Below are 19,025 nucleotides of genomic sequence, written 5' to 3'. Positions count from 1 at the left end.
ATGGAATTAGGTCATAATTTTGAGGACGTCTATATCGATTTTAGAGAAGATGCATTTCAGACAAACCTTATTGATGTAAAATCTAAAGTGTCTACAGCACCATTGAAACGTGGTGGTTCAAATTTTAAAACGAACGTACTCGTAGAAAAATCAAGTTCTAAATTATTATACAAACCATCTATTGGTGCAGCAATCTTTAGTTTCTTATTTTTTGCTGTTGGTCTTGGATGTTTATTCTTTGGCTTGTTTCAATTCTTTAAAACAACAACTGAAATAGAATCCTTAAATTGGTTTTTATTACTTTTTGGTCTTATATTTTTTGCTGCGGGAAGTTTTCTGTTTTATAGTTTTTATAAACCTCGTGTTTTTGATAAACAATTAGGAATTTATTATAAGGCTTATACTATTGATATTCACAAAATAAAAAAGGATACTACTAAAAAATATATTCCATTAAATACTATAATTGCTCTACAAATTATTGGCGAGCATGTAAAAAGCGACAAAGGATCTTACAAAAGTTTTGAGCTTAACTTAGTACTAAATGATTGCTCTAGAAAAAACGTTGTAGATCATGGTAATTTAAAATCAATTATAATTGATGCCGAAATTATAAGTAAATTTTTAAACGTACCTATTTGGCATGCTGGTGCCATCAATTAATAAAACAAAAAGGCATAAAACAGTATTATAACCACAGATGTTGGTAATACTATTGCCATAAATGTGAAGGTGGCTACACTACATTTAAACCAGCTTACAAACCAACCTTGACCGTAAAATTGTTTTAAGGCTATCATTAAGTAAATGAATGTAGACAAGGCCACAAGCCAGTCTATCCAATCTGGAATATCCCAAATTAAATTTAAACCAAAAATAATACTGAAAACCGTAAACAGATAAGAGAAAAAGTAAAAACTGAACACCAAATGATGTGCATAACGTCCTTTTTTGAAATAAAGTAACTTAATGATAAATGCAAATATTGGTAATAAAAAGAACAGAGCAATTGGTATAGTATCGTAAAATGCATGCAATATATTACCACCATCTCTAGCTTTATAAAACTTTAGTGCCTGAGCATACATTTTTCTTTTAAGCCAACCATCGTCTTCTTTTAAACCCATGGATTCATATATTTCAGAATCCGATACTTTTACAGTAATTAAAGAATCTATTTGAGCCTCATTAAAGCCAAATGAAATATCCGTTTTTTTAGGTAAGTTTTCTAAGGAAACAATAGAATCAATTTCACGATCTGTCATCCTCGTATAAAACTGATTTTCAATTAAGGTTTCTCTAATTTTTATGCGTTCTAACGAATCTAATTTCTTATCCTCTAAAGCATCAACTATTACACCATTTCCATTATCTAATGTTTTCTTTAATTCTTCGTTTAGTTGCTCAGTTTGTGTTCTAACCGTAAAAGAAAATATAAAAAAGAAAACAACAGAAATAAACAAATACATCTGAGCAGGATGAAGATACAAGAGTCGCTTCCCTTTTATAAACGCCTTAGCAAGATATCCAGGTTTAAATAATAAAGGAATAAAGCTTTTTAAAAAGCGAGCATCAAATGAAAAATAATTACTTATCGTATTGTAAAATAAAACGCCAATGGTTAATTCGTCGTTTGTTTTTTGTCCACAATGCGGACAAAATTGAAAACCTTTCTCAAAAGGTTCTTCGCAATTTTTACAATTCTGTTGGTTGGTTTTCATATCGATAAGTGAATCAATTTTAAAAATAGTAAAATTCTATAGAATAGAAATCAAGAAAGTTACTTAAACAAAAAAACTAGACTAAACAAATCACATCAAACCATTAACAATCAGTTATTTAAATATTTTGGCACGCTGTTTGTTTACTACTTTACGAGTTTAATTTAAAACCCATTTATTATGAAACGAATACTATATTTATTTGCAGCTTTAGTCGCTATCAGCACAACTGCATTCGCAACAACTAACACAACATCAGAAGCGGAAGCTTCAATTAACAACTATGTGAGAGGTTATGGTAAGTCTTTCATATTTACTGAAGCAGGAATTGAATTTTCAGTATTTGCAGATGGTCAGTTTGATTTTTACATGCCAAATTACGGACCAAATGTAGATGTTGATATCGATACTCCAGGATTCAGTTTAAGTTTCAATTCAGGATACAACTACAATCCATATATTCAGTATGATGAGTATGGTGCTATTATTCAAATAGAAAACACACCTATATATTATGATTATTATGGACGTGTTAATCAAATAGGAAACATTTTCATTAACTACAACGGTAATGGTAGAATAAATAGAATTGGAGGTTTAAACATCTATTACAGAAACAATGTGTATTGGAGATATGACGGTTTTATTAATACATATAACAGAGCTTATGTATACAGACCATGGCACAGATTTTATGCTATACCTCATGTTAATTTCTGTATCGTACATGTAAATCCTTATAGACAATTTTACTCACCTGTAAGACATATCTATTACAGACCATACACTAATAATGTAAGACATTACAACATTGTAAGAAGAAACAACGGTCATGTTACAAGACGTGCTAATTCTACAAGAAATATACGTAGTTATGCACAAACACCTAGAAATAGAGCAGAAAGAAATATTAGAACTCGCGTACAACGTCAAAACAAAACAATTGCATCAACAAGAGCGACACGTTTAAATGAAACTGGAACGATAAGATCTAATAGAAATAGTACAACACAAACGAGAACCAGAAAAGTTTCTGAAAATGCAACGCCAACGCGATCTCAAACAAGAACGTCTACGACTAGCAGAGTGAGAACAACAGGTTCAACTGGTACTAATAGAACTATAAACACGCGTACTACAACACAGACAAAAGTACCTACAAGGACAACACGTAATAGTAACGCGACAACAAATAGAACAGTAAGAAGCACAAATAAAGTGACCAGAAGCAACAACGCTGTGTCTAATAAACGAACAGTTACAAGTAAACCTAGAACAAGTACGACTAGATCTAGTAACACAACAAGATCTAATACAAGTAGACAAAGCAATAAAAAAGCTTCTACAAAGACAAGTACAAGACGATCTAGAGGATAAAAATAATATTTTTGGTTGGTTGGATGTCCCGAATGATGTATGCTTAATTGCACCTTTCGGGACATTCTTATGTTACAGATTTAAGTTATAGAATCCTAAAAACCTCTAAGAATTTATTCTTAAATATTTTCTTATCTGCTCAGTAATATCCTTAGACACATTGAGATGATAAATAAGAATTACATATACTAAGCAAACACTTATAGATTTTAATAAAATATTTACCACAGGTTGAAATGGAAAATCCCAAAAATAAAATCCTACAGTTAATACAATTAATATCATCGCAATCTTAAGCGTACCATTAGTAAAGGGCAACATATTAAACTTCTGCTTTACAAAAATAATTTTCACAGTATTATAAATAAACACGGCTAAAAATGTAGCCAATGCAGAACCTTCAATGCCATATATAGGTATAAAAAATGCATTAAGCAAAATCGCCATTATAGCCAATAACACTCCAAAAAACAAGACCATTCTGTAATAATCACTATTAAATAATATGGCATTATTATTACCTAAACCATTATCATATAATTTGGCAAGACTCACAATTATAACTACAAAAAGTCCTCCTGTAAATTTCTCCGGAAGAATTTCGTACAGTTCATTAATATTTAAAATAATTAATAAAAATATAAACCCACTGACCACTAAAAGTGTCATGGAGCTCCGTTTGTACAAATCTTCTAATGCCACATGATCATTCTCATTAAGATATTTTGCAGACAAGGGTAGCATAATTTGATGCATAGCACGTTGCGGAACCGCAATGACAGTAGCAATAAAAATAGCAACACTATAATACGCAACTTGCTCAATATCTGGCAACATTAAACCAATCATAAATTTATCGATATCTAAAATAAGCGTAGCAACAGAACCTGCAATTATCATTAATGCAGCATATTTTAAAATAGAAAATTGATTCTCTAATTTTTGGAATTTCAACTTCGGAAATCTAACCGAATAGGCATACAATTTCATTATCAACATTCTAATAACGTATACAGCAACGAGTGCCACAATAAAATTATCTATAGTTAGCCAACCAAAATAGACTGCCAACAACAAAAGCATAATGCACACTCTATGAAAAATCTCTTTCATTAAATTTCCAAATACCGTTTGCATTTGCACTTTAGTCCACGCAAAAAAGATTTCGAAATAGGCCATAGAGATGGCTAAAATAAAAATATGCCATACATAATTTTCTACGATTTGATTTTCGTTAGAAAGCCAATTGACAATAGTATCATAAGCAAAATAACCTATGCATCCCACAGGAATAATAAACAGAACAGGAAGAAATAACATCAATGTAAGAAAACTGTTAATGCTATGTTTAGATTTAAACGTTGAATAGAATTTTACAATAGCATTATGAACACCAAATGCCATAAATGGCATCATAATATTAGCTGCAGACAGTAAAAAAGCCACCAAACCATAGTAGTCGTCTGTTAAAAAATTAGTGTAAAGAAAAAGCGTATTAATCGCGCCAATACCAAAGCCCAAGTAGGTGGTAATTGTGTTTTTAAATGATTGATTTAATACGATTCCCATAGTGAGGCAAAATACGACTATAAAAGTTCAAATTGTATACTGTTTTTTAAAAACAATAAAAATCCCTTCAAAGACACAATCTCAGACTTTCGATGAGAAAATCAGTTATCTTTTATAAGTTGACTTAACTTTTCTGTTAGTGCTTTTCTGCTGTATGGCTGTAAGCCAATAGCATTTACCTTTAATGTTTTATTCTGAAATGCTTCAAAATACGTCAATAATTGCGATTTTAATTCCGCTTTTTGATTGTAATTAAAATAGGTACCTGTGTTGGTTGTAGTGATAATTTTTTCAACATCAGCATCTTTAGGACCTAATGCTAATATTGGAGTTTCAGCAATAAGATATTCAAAAACTTTACCTGCAATGATCGCTTTGGTGTCTTCAGAATCAATTTCTATTAATAACAATAATTGCGATTTCATTTGAAACTTTATGGCGTCATCATGACTCACATAACCTACGACATCTAAATGATTTTTTAACCCAAATTGATGAATAGATTCAACTACATCATCGCTCACCACACCAATTAATTGTAACCTAAACACGTCTGAAAATTCTGTATTTTCTTCAATTAATTCTGAAAGTGTTTCCCATAAAACCAGCGGATTTCTTTCAGATAATAATGAGCCTATATGAGAAAGCGTAAATTTGTCATCCTTCCCTTCTATGCTATTATTATGTTTATCATAGCCATTTGTTATTACCGTAATCGGCTGTTTTGTTTTGGTTTGAAACTCGTTTTTAGTATGATGACTTGTCACAATAATATGGTCTGCGGTATTTAAAACATTTTGCTCCAACTCTACATGTTTCGCTTTTGAAGAAGCTGTGAGTTTTAAATCTTTATGATAGCCAATTGTCGTCCAAGGATCTCTAAAATCTGCAAACCATTTTACACTCAAATTAGTTTTTAATTGTAAACCAATTATATGTAAACTATGTGGTGGTCCTGTGGTTATTATAGTTGAAATGCTGTGCTCTTTTATATATTGAGCCAAAAATTCTACCGAAGGCTTTATCCAGTTTTTTCGAGCATCAGGAATAAAAAAATTCCCTCGCACATAAAGCATAGCTTTTTCAACAATAGTTTGTTTTTTTGGTTTAGGAATAACGCCTGAACTTATTTTATTTGACTTGCCTTTAGAGAACAAACTTGCCCAACCATAAGGCTCACTAATAGGCTGTTTTAGAATGGTAATATTCTCTGAAACTTCATTAACCAAACTCTCATCTAATATTGGATAATTTGGGTTTTCAGGACAATAAACAATCGGCTCAATGCCAAACTCTGGTAGGTATTTTACAAATTTTAACCAACGTTGCACACCAGGTCCTCCTGCTGGTGGCCAATAATAGGTTATTATGAGTATTTTGTTTTTGTTCATGTCTGTCATTCCTGCTAAGGCAGCAATCTATTAACTAGTCATCTAAATGCAGTTTCCTGTCTATACAGGAATGATAACAATTAGTCGTTCTTATTTTTGAAGGAATAGAATATACCTAAAAGCAACAAAATACCCAAAATAGTAGAACTAGCCAATGCTATTTTACTGCCTGTGGCAACAACTTGTGGTTCAAACTTAAATTCTATGGTGTGTTTTCCTTTTGGAATTTTTAAACCTCTTAAAACATAATTTACGTTTTGATAATCTGTTAATTCACCATCTAAATAAGCATTCCAACCATGCTTGTAATAGATTTCGGAAAAAACTGCGAATCCATCGTTATTATTATTACTATTATATTTTAAATAATTAGGTTGAAACGTTTCTAGGTTAATCACAGAAGTTGAATCTAATTTATAAACAAATTCTTTAATTGTATTAGCTTGTGTAGCATGTAAAGTACTCGTAAATGCTTTAAATACAGACCTACTCATTACGGCTTCTGTCTTAGTATTTAAACTATCTAAAGCCAAAATTTCTTGATTTGCATCTTCAACCACTTTAATTTTTGAGATAAACCAAGCATTACCATTTGCTTCTGTATTAGTATACGGAAAAATTTGACCTTGTTCTTCTGCAATAATGTATTTAGTGTTAAGCATATTGAGAACATTCATGTTATTTTTATACACATGAAAATCTAACAACTCCTCTACGCGTCCTAACTTTGCGGCACTATAACCCATTAATGAATTATGATAATAGGCCGCTTTTCCTGGCATTCTTTGTCCATCAGTAGACATATCCATCACTCTAAAATGGCTCTTATCTTTTAATATTTCTTTGTCTGCTTGGTTAGGTTGATAAGGTTGATCTACTTTTATCGCTGAAACAAAATCATCATTATTCACATATTTTTTATCAACAGAAACCAAATCGAAAAGAATTAATACAGCAAAAACAACAACCACTATGGGTTCTGATAATTTCTTTTTTAAGAAGAAAAATAGTGTTCCGGCAGACAGTAAGACTAAAATTAAGGTTCTAATGGTATCTGTTGCCATAAGCGCTTTTCTATCTTCAATAATAGCATCTATAAACCCTTGTCCGTATGCACCAATATATTGATCATCTCTTAATCCTTCAAAATCAAACAATACCGATTTAAACAACAAAAATATCAAAGACAAACCTGCTGTAATACCTACAGAATAATACAATGCTTTAAATTTGTCTTCATCTTTTTGAAAATCATTAAATAATCTAGACAAAGCAAAAATTCCTAAAACCGGAATACATAATTCTAAGATCACTTGTATAGAGCTTACGGCTCTAAACTTATTATAAAATGGCACATAATCGATAAAGAAATCTGTTAAGAATCCAAGGTTTTTACCATAAGACAACAACAATGACAAAATGGTTCCGCCTACAAGCCACCATTTTAAGCGACCTTTAACTAAAAACAAACCAAGTACAAATAAAAATATGATGACAGCACCAACATAAGCAGGAGCCTCTACAATGGGTTGATTTCCCCAATACATAGGTGCATTTCTTGAGGCATCTAAAGCTTCTATTGGCGAAGCTCCTAAATTGATGTAAGCCTCATAGGTGTTAGAATCTTTACCTACATTTTCGTAATTCCCTCCTCCCATAAACTTTGGGATAAAGAGATTAAAACTTTCTAAAATCCCATAACTATATTCGGTAATATAATCCCTATCTAAACCTGTTGTTACTTCTTTTGCTGAACCATCTGCATTTATAGTTAAATCGCTCTGTCCACGTGAGCTTTCCTTTGCATACTCTTGTGTAGCCATAATACCTGTGGCATTAAGTCCAACAGCTAAAACAGCAGCAACAGTTAATAAACCAACGGATTTAAAAAAATGTGGCAACTCTTTTTTTCTAATGGCATCTATTAAATAAGCCAATCCTAAAACTAGAACCAATAATAATAGATAGTAGGTCATCTGTAAATGATTGGCAACAATTTCTAAACCTAAGGCAATCGTTGTGAGTAAAAAACCAAGTATATATTTCTTTCTAAAGGCAAGTACAATTCCGGCCAACACCAAAGGCATATAAGCAATAGCATGTGCTTTAGAGTTATGACCAACACCAAGTATTATAATGAGATACGTTGAAAATCCAAACGTCAAAGCTCCAAGTGCTGCGAGTTTAAAATCAACCTTTAATGCTAATAGCAAGCCATAAAAACCAATAAAATATAAGAATAGATAATCGGCTGGTCTTGGTAAAAAGCGTAAGGCTAAATCTAATTTTTTAATATAATTATGTGGATATTTTGCGCCTAATTGATACGTTGGCATTCCTCCAAATGCACTATTGGTCCAATAGGTTTCCTCTCCTGTGGTTTTGGCAAACTCCTTTTGTTGCTGAGCCATACCAATATAATGCATTATATCACTTTGATTAATTTTTTTGCCTTGTAAAACAGGACTAAAATAAGCTAATGATATTACAACAAACCCTATTAATACAAGTACATGAGGCAAAAAACGTTTTATAGAAAATGACATGAGAATGCTTTAAGTTGAACGATTTTGAAAAGTAAATATTTTTTTCGAAAGAAATTTAAAATTCTTTAACCGAAATGAATGCGTTAATCTATTTCTTCGTAATCTATATACTCTCCTACTTTTTCTTTAGAAGAGGTATTACGATTTGGCATTTTATCAATGACTGTTTCGCCTTCTCTTTGCTTTTGTTGTTCGCGTTGTTGGTTTGGGTTTTGGAATCCACCAAATTGTTGTCCAAATTTTTGCTCCGCTTTTTTAGCCACAAATCGCACTAATAAAGGCGCAAAAAGTCTCGCTAAAATTTTAAAACCGAAGTAAACCAATAAAATAATTAATATAGTTCTGAGTAATCCCATGGACTAAGCTTCTTGTAAGTAAAATTTATTATTATTCAAAAATACAATTATCAGTATTTATATTACGTTATTATTCCTTAAAAAAAGTATAAAATCTATATATTTGACTCAAATCTTCAACAAACAGAACGGTTTTAAATCCTATATAACATGAGAATACTCAAATCTACCCTTATAGTATTAACTGCATTTGCATGTCATTTTGCTCATGCTCAATATACAGAAGTAATAAATTCTAATCGACCAGGTGTTTCCAAAAGTGCATTTTCAGTAGGTACAGGTATTGTACAATTTGAAGCTGGTGCTTATACAGTAAAAGAAGAACATGCCTTAAGAAATTATGAGGTTTCTGGATTTGGGTTAGATTTTGCATTGCGATACGGACTATTGTTTGAACAATTAGAATTATCTCTAGATGGCATCTATCAAAATGATACATTTACTGATTATAACGGATTAGTACCTGATGAAGATTCTCGATCTAATTTTAAACACTTTACAATTGGTGCGAAATATTTAGTCTACGATCCCTATAAAAATGCAGAAGAAGCTAAACCAAATCTCTATAGCTATCATGCCAATAGAAAATTCAATTGGAAATCTTTAATACCGGCAGTCTCTATTTATGCTGGCGCGAATTTTGACTCTGAACGCAATCCATACACCGATTTTGGAATAGAAGGAATTAGTCCTAAAATAATGATTGCAACGCAAAACAATTTTAATGGTGGTTGGGTTTTTGTAATGAACTTAATAAAAGATAGAATTGGAACAGATCAATCTGATTTTTCATACATTCTAACCTTAACACATTCATTTACACCGCAATGGGTTGTTTTTGGAGAAACACAGGGCATTCAAAGCGATTTTTATGCAGATAACATTTTTAGATTTGGAGGTGCTTATCTTTGGACACGTGATTTTCAGCTAGATGCTAATATCGCATTTAACACAAAAGATACACCAACTGTTTTTAATATTGCTTTTGGAGCCTCTTACCGCTTGGATTTCCATAAAGACAAAAAAATAGACAATGGCAATTCTGCAAAAGATGGAAACGGAAAAATGAGAAAAAACAAAAAGAAAAAGAACAAGAAAAAAGAAGAAGATTTTGATTCTTAACCAACAGTTTTCCTAACTACATGATTACAATAAAAGAAGCCACATCAAAAAAGGATTTAAAAGCATTTGTTACATTTCCTTTTTCTCTATATAAAAATTCAAAATATTGGGTACCACCAATTATTAAACAAGAATTAGAAACCTTTAACAAGGACAAAAACCCTATTTTTAAAGATGCTGATGCACGTTTTTTCTTAGCATACAAAGAAGGAGAAATTGTCGGTAGAATAGCTGCTATTATTAATTGGCTAGAAGTAAAAAAGCAGAATATAAAAAAAATGCGCTTCGGATGGTTTGATTTTATTGACGACCTAGACGTTAGCAAAATGCTTTTAGATACCGTTGAAGCTATTGGTAAAGAGCATCAACTTAGTTATATGGAAGGACCTGTTGGGTTTTCTAACTTAGATAAAGTTGGTGTAATGACCGAAGGATTTGATCATATTGCAACAATGATTACTTGGTACAACCATCCGTATTATATAAAGCATTATAAATCATATAATTTACAAATTGAAAAAGAATACTCGGAGAGTAAATTTCCGTTTTCTAATGTAAAACCTGAATTCTTTAAAAAGGCACAAGAACTTATAAAGCGTAGATATAAGATTAAAGCGCTTCAGTTAACTACAACTAAAGAAGTTATGCCTTATGCTGACCGCATGTTTGATTTATTTAATGAAAGTTATGCTTCGTTATCTTCATTTGTAGAAATTACGGATATTCAAAAGGACTATTTTAAAAAGAAGTTTATAAGCTTTATAAATCCCGAATACATAAAATTTGTTACCGATGAATCCGATAAACTTATTGGATTTGCTATTGTAATGCCAAGATTTGCAGATGCCATTCAAAAAACTAATGGTAAATTATTTCCATTTGGATTTACGCATATTCTTAAAGCTAAAAAGAACAGTAAAGATGTTATCTTTTATTTAATAGGTATTCATCCAGATTATCAAAACAAAGGTGTACATGCCGTGATATTTAATGAATATTATGAAACCTTTAAGGCAAAAGGCATTGAAACCTGCTACAGAACGCCAGAATTAGAAGACAATTATGCCATAAAGCAAATATGGAAACATTTTGATCCAAAGGTCTACGCTAGGCGAAAAACGTTTAAAAAAGCCATTTAGCATACTCCAAAATAAAACGGTCATTACAAAGTTGTAATGACCGTTTTATTTTATAAAAACTTAAAAAAGTTATTCTCCCATAGCTGCAATTAGAGCCGCAGACATTCTTTTGTAAGTTCCGTTTTCAAGTCGACTTCTTATCGCTTCAAAAGCATCTAAAGTTTCCTTAACATCCTCTAATGTATGAGTTGATGTAGGAATCATTCTTAATAAAATTAATCCTTTAGGTATTACAGGATAAACTACTATAGAACAGAAGATTCCGTAATTTTCTCGTAGATCACGTACTAAAGCCATGGCTTCCGGAATACTTCCTTTTAAGTATACAGGTGTTACACAACTTTGTGTTGTACCAATATCAAACCCACGATCTTTTAATCCCGATTGTAAAGCATTAACTATTGTCCATAATTTTGTCTTTAATTCTGGCATTGTACGCAACATATCTAAACGCTTTAATGCACCTACAACAAGTTGCATTTGTAAAGACTTAGCGAACATTTGAGAACGTAAATTATACTTTAAATAGTCAATAATTTCTTGATCTGCAGCAATAAAAGCTCCTGTACTTGCCATAGACTTAGCAAAAGTAGCAAAATACACATCGATATCATCTTGCACACCTTGCTCCTCACCTGCTCCTGCGCCTGTTGCACCAAGTGTACCAAACCCATGAGCGTCATCTACAAAAAATCTAAAATTAAACTTCTTCTTTAGCGCTACAATCTCTTTTAAACGGCCTTGCTCACCTCTCATACCAAACACACCTTCAGAGATAACCAAAATACCTCCTCCTGTTTGCTCTGCCATTTTAGAAGCACGCTCAAGGTTTTTTTCTAAACTTTCAATATCGTTATGTTTATAGGTAAATCGTTTACCCATATGTAAACGCACACCATCAATAATACATGCGTGTGAATCTACATCATAAACAATAATATCATCTTTGGCTACTAAGGCATCAATGGTAGAAACCATTCCTTGGTATCCAAAATTTAATAGGTAAGCCGCTTCTTTACTAACAAAGGCAGCCAGTTCATTTTGTAATTGCTCGTGTAATTCTGTGTGACCAGACATCATACGTGCTCCCATAGGATAAGCAGATCCATATTTAACGCCTGCCTCTCCATCTACTTTTCTGACTTCAGGATGATTTGCTAAACCTAAATAATCGTTAATACTCCATGTAATTACATCCTTACCTTGAAATTTCATTCTATTAGAGATCTCACCTTCTAATTTGGGAAAAACGAAATAGCCTTCTGCTTGTGCAGCCCATTTTCCAAGAGGTCCTTTGTCTCTATAAATCTTTTCAAATAAATCCTTCATGCTTTAAAATTGCTATCAATTATGCGTCTATGGTTAAAATAAGCTTATAAACACATCATCAACTTTAGTTAATTCAATATAGTTAGTATCTGCAAAATTACTTAATAATATTATGACTGCATAATTTATTTATTCTAACTATTGACTATTAACATAGTTTTAAATAAAAAAAGCCTATCATAACTTTTATGATAGGCTTTTTTAAAATTGTATTTTATTATTTTACGTACTCAATTGTTGCTTGTACTTCAGATTTCGAATCAAAAAATCCTTGGTCTTCCATCCATTTATCGTTATATACTTTACTCATATATCGCGATCCATGATCTGGAAACATAACTACAATCTTGTCTGTTGGTTTAAATTCTCCTTCTTCTTCTAATTGCTTAATTGCTTGCATTGCTGCACCACTTGTATATCCAACAAAAAGACCTTCTGTATTAGAAACCTCTCTCGCTGTATGCGCACTTTCTTCATCGGTTACTTTAACAAACTTATCTATTAAATCAAAGTCTGTTGCCGTAGGAATTAAATTTTTCCCTAAGCCTTCTATTCTGTAAGGATAAATTTCTTTTTCATCAAACTCACGCGTTTCGTGGTATTTTTTCAATACAGAACCATAAGCATCTACACCAATGATTTTAACATTAGGATTTTGCTCCTTTAAGTACTTTGAAATACCAGAAATAGTTCCTCCTGTTCCACTACAAGCTACAAGATGCGTAATTTTTCCATCGGTTTGATTCCAAATTTCTGGACCTGTTGAATTATAATGTGCATCTATATTTAACTGATTAAAATATTGGTTAATATAAATTGAACCTTTATTCTCTTCGTGTAAACGTTTTGCAACTTCGTAATACGAACGTGGATCATCAGCTTTTACATGTGCAGGACAAACATAGACCTTTGCACCCATAGATTTTAACATATCTATTTTATCTGCCGAAGATTTAGAACTCACTGCTAATATACAGTTGTACCCTTTTATAATACTTACTAAGGCAAGACTAAATCCTGTATTACCAGAAGTGGTCTCAATAATAGTATCACCTGGAGTTAAAATTCCTTGACGCTCTGCTTCTTCAATAATATGTAAAGCGATTCTGTCTTTTGAAGAATGACCTGGATTAAACGCTTCTACTTTGGCATAATAGTCTCCATTGAAGTCAGCAGTCATTCGATTTAATTTGATTAAAGGCGTGTTACCTATAAGTTGTAACACATTATCAAATACATTTTTGTTGTTGTTCATAAAATGAAAAATTTTCAGTAGTCATTATTATTAGACACCTAAAACCTCGCAAAGGTAACATTTTTTTTCAACTAGGACGTAATTCCTTCTAAATCTAATAAGAATGCAAACTCTTCTGCATCTTCTTTTAGGCTTTCAAATCGTCCGGAAGCGCCTCCATGACCAGCTTCCATATTCGTTTTTAAAAATAATTGATTTGTATCTGTTTTCAGTTCTCTAAGTTTGGCTACCCATTTTGCTGGCTCCCAATATTGCACTTGCGAATCGTGCAAACCTGTGGTTACTAACATGTTTGGATAGGCTTTAGCTTGGACATTATCATATGGCGAATATGACTTTATGTATTCGTAATAAAGTTTATCATTAGGATTTCCCCATTCATCATACTCACCTGTTGTTAATGGAATTGAATCATCTAACATGGTTGTAATCACATCAACAAAAGGTACAGCTGCAATAACACCATTATACAATTCTGGCGCTTCATTAGTTATAGCTCCCATTAATAAACCACCTGCACTTCCTCCCATGGCATATAAATGCTTAGAAGATGTATAACGTTCCTTAATTAAATGCACAGAACATGCTATAAAATCTGAAAATGTATTTTTCTTGTTAAGCAACTTACCGTCCTCGTACCAATCGCGTCCTAAATATTCACCTCCTCTAATATGCGTAATCACATAAATAAATCCACGATCTAACAAGGTTAATCTTATGGTTGAAAAATAAGGGTCTACGGTAGATCCATAACTGCCGTAGGCATATTGTAATAAGGGATTAGTACCATCTTTTTTAATGCCCTTTTTATAAATAACAGACATTGGGATTTTAGTGCCATCTTCTGCTGTTGCCCATATTCTTTCTGAAATGTAATTATCCTTATTAAAATTCTTATCTAAAACTTCTTGTTCTTTTAAAACCGTTTTGGTTTTTGTGCGCATATTAAATTCAATAACCGACGAAGGCGTTGTCATAGCATTGTAACCATAACGTAATAATTCAGTATCAAAATCTACATTGGTGCCTGTATAGGCTGTATACGTTTCGTTATCAAATGGCAAATAGTAATCTTCTGTATTATCCCAACGCTTTATTCTAATCTCATTGAGTCCGTTTTTACGTTCACTGACCACTAAATAATCTTTGAAGATATCAATACTCTCAAGGAGCACATCTTTTCTATGTCCAATTACCTCTTCCCAATGTTCTACTTTAGTATGGCTTTCTAAAGTTTTCATGAGTTTAAAATTGGTAGCCTTATCCTTATTGGTTAATATATAGAAATGGTCATTATAATGAGAAATACTATACTCTAAACCTCTTATTCTTGGTTGAAATACTTGAAATTTCCCTTCAGGATTATCCGCATCTAAAATATGATACTCATTTGTCAATGTGCTATAACAAGCAATAATGATATACTTTCTAGATTTAGATTTGTAAACCGCTGCGCCAAACGTATCATCGCCTTCTTCAAAAACAAGTTCGTCTTCTGATGTATCGCCTAAACGGTGTTTGTAAATTTGAAATGCTCTAAGTGTTACCTCATCCTTCTTAGTGTAAAATAACGTAGCATTATCATTTGCCCAACTTGAAGAACCTGTTGTGCCTTCTATCCTATCGTCTGCAACTTGATGTGTTTTTAAATCCTTTACGTAAATAGTATAATTACGTCGTCCTGTGTTGTCAATTCCGTAGGACACTTTTTTATTATCTGGACTTATACTAATACCTGCTAATTTAAAGTAAGATTCCCCTTCTGCCATTTTATTACAGTCAAATAACAGTTCTTCAGGATGATCTAAACTGTCTTTTTTACGTGTATAAATTGGGTAGTCTTTTCCTTTTTCGAATTTAGTAATGTACCAATAGCCATTATATTTATAAGGTACAGAAGAATCATCCTCCTTTATTCTGGCTTTCATTTCTTCAAATAAATCCTTCTGAAACGTTTTGGTATGTGCCATTTTCGCGTCACAATACGCATTTTCGGCATTGAGATAGTCTATAACTTCTGGATGTTCTCTGTCTTTCATCCAAAAATAATTATCAACGCGCACGTCTCCATGCTTTTCTAATTGATGCGGAATCTTTTTGGCAATGGGTGGATTTATATCTGAAATTTTTGTCATTTGTTTTAAGAAAATTTTAATCTAAAAAGTCGCGCAATTTACTAATTTTACATCGTAAAAATTTAAAAGACACAATATATGTTTGGAGATATGATGGGAATGATGAGCAAATTAAAAGAAGCTCAGAAAAAAGTTGAAGAAACTAAAGAACGTTTACACACCGTTTTAATTGACGAAGCAAGTAACGATAATAAATTAAAAGTAACCATCACTGCGAATAGAACTATTAAGTCTATTGATATTGCAGATGAATTACTTGAAGATAAAGATATGCTTGAAGATTACTTAATCCTTACACTTAACAAAGCCATAGAAAAAGCAACTAACGTGCACGAGACTGAAGTCGCTGCTGTTGCAAAAGAAGGCATGCCAAACATTCCTGGTATGGATATGTTTAAATAGAAGCCCCTTTAATTCCCTGAAGGGGAAAACTTATCCTTTAAAAATACTATGGAAATAGTAATTTTTTTAAAGGTTTATACTTATTATAAAGCCTTTAAAACTTCCAATAGCTTGTTATGCATTTGGTCAGTATAATCCAAATGTGTGACCATTCGCAGTTTATTGCTTCCCATGCCTATAATTCTAATATTCTTTTCGTTAAGATTGTTTAGGAATTGCGTTTCATCCACATCATCGTTTAATTCAAAAATTACGATATTAGTTTCAATAGGTTCTATTTTTTTAATAATGGATAATTTAGCCAACACCTCTCCTATTTCCTTGGCACGCTTATGGTCGTCCGCAAGGCGTTCTATGTTATTATCTAAAGCATACAAACCTGCTGCTGCCAAATAACCTATTTGTCTCATATTGCCACCAAATAGTTTTCTTAAGCTTAAAGATTGTTTCATAATCTCCTCGTCACCAATTAAAACGGAACCCACAGGACAACCTAAACCTTTACTTAGGCAAACCGAAATAGTATCAAAAGTATAACCATATTGTAAGGCCGTTTCATTTTTAGCCACCATAGCATTCCAGATTCGTGCACCATCAATATGAAAACCTAAATTATGGCTTTTACAAACGTCCTTTATCCTTTCAAACTCCGTAAAATCCCAACAAGCTCCTCCGCCTTTATTGGTTGTGTTTTCAACTTCCACTAAACTGGTTTGACTATAATAATATTCTGATGGATTAATGGCTTCTTCAACATGTTCTGCTGTAAACATACCTCGATTACCATCTATTAATTTACAAGAAGCTCCACTGTGAAAAGCGACACCTCCAACTTCATAATTATAGATATGTGCATACTTATCGCAAATCACCTGCTCACCAGGATTGGTGTGTAATTTTATCGCAATTTGATTAGCCATACTACCCGAAGGGAAAAACAACGCCTTTTCCTTACCAAACATTTTAGCCAAACGTTCTTCTAATACATTAACCGTTGGGTCTTCTCTAAAAACATCATCACCAACTTGCGCGGACATCATAGCATCTAACATGCCTTTTGATGGTTTTGTAACTGTATCACTTCTTAAATCTATAATCATGGCTTACATCTCTAATTTAAATCTATAAAACTACGGAAAAACTAAAAAAACAATTCAAAATTATGGCACTTTAAATCCACTGTATATATTTGTAGAAATAACAATGATATATGATAACATCAGATCACATAAAAGATCTTAATTCCCGTCTAGACATACTTAGACAATATCTTTGACTTAGATGCTAAGCTCATAGAAATCTCTAACGAAGAAGAACAAACTTTCGACCCTAATTTCTGGAATGATTCTAAAGCAGCCGAAAAGGTTATGAAATCCATCCGAGAGAAAAAGAGTTGGGTCAATGATTATAATAACGCCAAATCCCTTTTTGAAGATTTAGAAGTCATTTACGAATTCTACAAAGAAGACGAAGCTCCTATGGAAAATGTAGAAGCACGTTTTGAAAAATCCGTTAATGCTATTGAAAAACTTGAATTTAAAAATATGCTTTCTGAAGAAGGTGATAGTTTAAGTGCAGTTTTACAAATCACTGCAGGTGCAGGTGGTACAGAATCTTGTGATTGGGCAAGTATGTTAATGCGCATGTACCTTATGTATGCAGAAAAAAGCGGCTTTAAGGTTAAGGAACTCAATTTACAAGATGGCGATGTTGCAGGTATAAAAACAGTCACTATAGAAATTGAAGGCGAATATGCTTTTGGTTGGCTAAAAGGCGAAAATGGTGTACATCGATTAGTCCGTATTTCTCCGTTTGATAGCAATGCCAAACGTCATACTAGTTTTGCTTCGGTCTATGTCTATCCTTTAGTAGATGACTCTATTGAAATAGACATTAATCCTGCTGATATTGAAATCACAACCGCACGATCAAGTGGTGCAGGAGGACAAAATGTAAATAAAGTGGAGACCAAAGTGCAATTGAGACACAAACCTTCTGGTATTCAAATTCAATGTTCTGAGACACGTTCTCAACAAGACAATAGAACGCGCGCTTTGCAAATGTTAAAATCTCAATTATATGAGATTGAATTGCAAAAACAAATGGCGCAACGTGACGATATTGAAGCTGGTAAGATGAAGATTGAATGGGGAAGCCAAATTAGAAATTACGTACTACATCCTTATAAATTGATTAAAGATGTAAGATCTGCTCATGAAACCGGAAATGTAGATGCTGTTTTAGATGGCGATATAGAGCCCTTTTTAAAAGCCTATTTGATGCTAATGGGCCAAAAAGAAGATTCGGCATTATAATTGTAATTAACAAACTAAGATGATTAAAATATACCATAACCCAAGATGCTCAAAATCGAGACAAGGCGTAGCACTATTAGAAGCTTCTAACAAAGAATTTGAAGTTGTTAAATATTTAGACGATCCATTAACAACTGAAGCCTTAGAAATAATAATCGCTAAATTAGACATTAAACCAATTGATTTGGTAAGACAAAACGAAGCCATTTGGAAAACCAATTACAAAGGTAAATCTCTAACTGACAAAGCAATTATTGAAGCTATGGTAAAAAACCCTAAACTTATAGAAAGACCTATAGTTGTCAATGACAAAAAAGCGGTTATTGGTAGACCTGCAGAAGCGATCAATGAAATAATCTAAAACGCAT

16 protein-coding genes are annotated in these 19,025 nt (G+C 32.5%); 7 read left to right on the top strand and 9 right to left on the bottom strand.

The features are described from left to right. Window positions 1-663 carry a hypothetical protein gene (locus HNV08_RS15670; RefSeq protein WP_173282303.1) on the top strand — a complete coding sequence of 221 codons (663 nt, stop codon included), beginning with the start codon at window positions 1-3 and terminating at the stop codon, window positions 661-663. Here the strand turns inward: HNV08_RS15670 and HNV08_RS15665 are convergent. Then, the gene (locus tag HNV08_RS15665; RefSeq protein ID WP_173282302.1) at window positions 660-1,721 is read right to left on the bottom strand and encodes a DUF3667 domain-containing protein; all 1,062 of its coding nucleotides are present in this window, start codon (window positions 1,719-1,721) and stop codon (window positions 660-662) included. The two genes, HNV08_RS15670 and HNV08_RS15665, sit on opposite strands and share 4 nt — an antisense overlap. 180 nt (window positions 1,722-1,901) lie before the next feature. On the opposite strand from HNV08_RS15665, the gene HNV08_RS15660 reads away from it, so the two are divergent. Further along, window positions 1,902-3,098: a hypothetical protein gene (locus HNV08_RS15660; RefSeq protein ID WP_173282301.1), complete on the top strand. Its 1,197-nt coding sequence runs from the start codon at window positions 1,902-1,904 to the stop codon at window positions 3,096-3,098. 105 nt (window positions 3,099-3,203) lie between these two features. On the opposite strand, the gene HNV08_RS15655 is transcribed toward HNV08_RS15660, so the two are convergent. From HNV08_RS15655 to HNV08_RS15640, 4 genes are all read right to left on the bottom strand, one after another. Continuing rightward, a complete protein-coding gene (locus HNV08_RS15655) occupies window positions 3,204-4,667 on the bottom strand; it encodes a lipopolysaccharide biosynthesis protein (RefSeq protein ID WP_173282300.1) in 1,464 nt (487 codons plus the stop codon). A 101-nt stretch (window positions 4,668-4,768) separates the two neighbouring features. Next, window positions 4,769-6,058 (bottom strand): glycosyltransferase family protein, encoded by a 1,290-nt coding sequence (locus HNV08_RS15650; protein WP_173282299.1) that lies wholly within the window; start codon window positions 6,056-6,058, stop codon window positions 4,769-4,771. An 80-nt stretch (window positions 6,059-6,138) separates the two neighbouring features. After that, complete coding sequence (locus HNV08_RS15645; protein WP_173282298.1) at window positions 6,139-8,604, bottom strand: YfhO family protein; 2,466 nt, start codon at window positions 8,602-8,604, stop codon at window positions 6,139-6,141. 83 nt (window positions 8,605-8,687) lie between these two features. After that, window positions 8,688-8,960: a DUF4834 family protein gene (locus HNV08_RS15640; RefSeq protein ID WP_173282297.1), complete on the bottom strand. Its 273-nt coding sequence runs from the start codon at window positions 8,958-8,960 to the stop codon at window positions 8,688-8,690. A 150-nt stretch (window positions 8,961-9,110) separates the two neighbouring features. On the opposite strand from HNV08_RS15640, the gene HNV08_RS15635 reads away from it, so the two are divergent. Then, entirely contained in the window at window positions 9,111-10,082 is a 972-nt protein-coding gene (locus HNV08_RS15635; protein WP_173282296.1) for a transporter, read from the top strand. A gap of 20 nt (window positions 10,083-10,102) precedes the next feature. After that, window positions 10,103-11,221, top strand: coding sequence for a GTP cyclohydrolase (locus tag HNV08_RS15630; RefSeq protein WP_173282295.1), 1,119 nt, complete (start codon window positions 10,103-10,105; stop codon window positions 11,219-11,221). A gap of 69 nt (window positions 11,222-11,290) precedes the next feature. On the opposite strand, the gene HNV08_RS15625 is transcribed toward HNV08_RS15630, so the two are convergent. The 3 genes from HNV08_RS15625 to HNV08_RS15615 all read right to left on the bottom strand — a co-directional run bounded on the left by HNV08_RS15625 (window position 11,291) and on the right by HNV08_RS15615 (window position 15,940). Beyond that, window positions 11,291-12,550, bottom strand: a complete 1,260-nt coding sequence (locus HNV08_RS15625) for an aminotransferase class I/II-fold pyridoxal phosphate-dependent enzyme (protein WP_173282294.1) — start codon at window positions 12,548-12,550, stop codon at window positions 11,291-11,293. 217 nt (window positions 12,551-12,767) lie between these two features. Next, window positions 12,768-13,805 (bottom strand): PLP-dependent cysteine synthase family protein, encoded by a 1,038-nt coding sequence (locus HNV08_RS15620; RefSeq protein WP_173282293.1) that lies wholly within the window; start codon window positions 13,803-13,805, stop codon window positions 12,768-12,770. A gap of 71 nt (window positions 13,806-13,876) precedes the next feature. Continuing rightward, window positions 13,877-15,940, bottom strand: a complete 2,064-nt coding sequence (locus tag HNV08_RS15615; RefSeq protein ID WP_173282292.1) for a S9 family peptidase — start codon at window positions 15,938-15,940, stop codon at window positions 13,877-13,879. A 78-nt stretch (window positions 15,941-16,018) separates the two neighbouring features. Here HNV08_RS15615 and HNV08_RS15610 point away from each other — a divergent pair, with 78 nt between their 5' ends. Further along, window positions 16,019-16,342 carry a YbaB/EbfC family nucleoid-associated protein gene (locus HNV08_RS15610; protein WP_173282291.1) on the top strand — a complete coding sequence of 108 codons (324 nt, stop codon included), beginning with the start codon at window positions 16,019-16,021 and terminating at the stop codon, window positions 16,340-16,342. An 83-nt stretch (window positions 16,343-16,425) separates the two neighbouring features. On the opposite strand, the gene HNV08_RS15605 is transcribed toward HNV08_RS15610, so the two are convergent. Continuing rightward, window positions 16,426-17,442, bottom strand: a complete 1,017-nt coding sequence (locus tag HNV08_RS15605) for a threonine aldolase family protein (protein ID WP_173282290.1) — start codon at window positions 17,440-17,442, stop codon at window positions 16,426-16,428. Between the two features lie 110 nt (window positions 17,443-17,552). Between HNV08_RS15605 and prfB the strand changes: the two genes are divergently transcribed. Together prfB and arsC are read left to right on the top strand one after the other, a co-directional pair. Further along, window positions 17,553-18,657, top strand: a protein-coding gene (gene prfB / locus HNV08_RS15600) for a peptide chain release factor 2 (protein WP_173282289.1) whose coding sequence is annotated in 2 segments (ribosomal slippage) — window positions 17,553-17,615 and window positions 17,617-18,657 — 1,104 coding nt in all. Because the reading frame shifts where the segments join, the coding sequence is not laid out codon by codon here. 19 nt (window positions 18,658-18,676) lie between these two features. Further along, window positions 18,677-19,018, top strand: coding sequence for an arsenate reductase (glutaredoxin) (arsC, locus tag HNV08_RS15595; RefSeq protein WP_173282288.1), 342 nt, complete (start codon window positions 18,677-18,679; stop codon window positions 19,016-19,018). Window positions 19,019-19,025: the final 7 nt, after the last annotated feature.

The organism is Winogradskyella eckloniae, from assembly GCF_013249045.1.
Classification (GTDB): Bacteria; Bacteroidota; Bacteroidia; order Flavobacteriales; family Flavobacteriaceae; genus Winogradskyella; species Winogradskyella eckloniae.
Note: the sequence above shows the minus strand (reverse complement) of the source record. Positions and strands in the feature narration are given on the sequence as shown.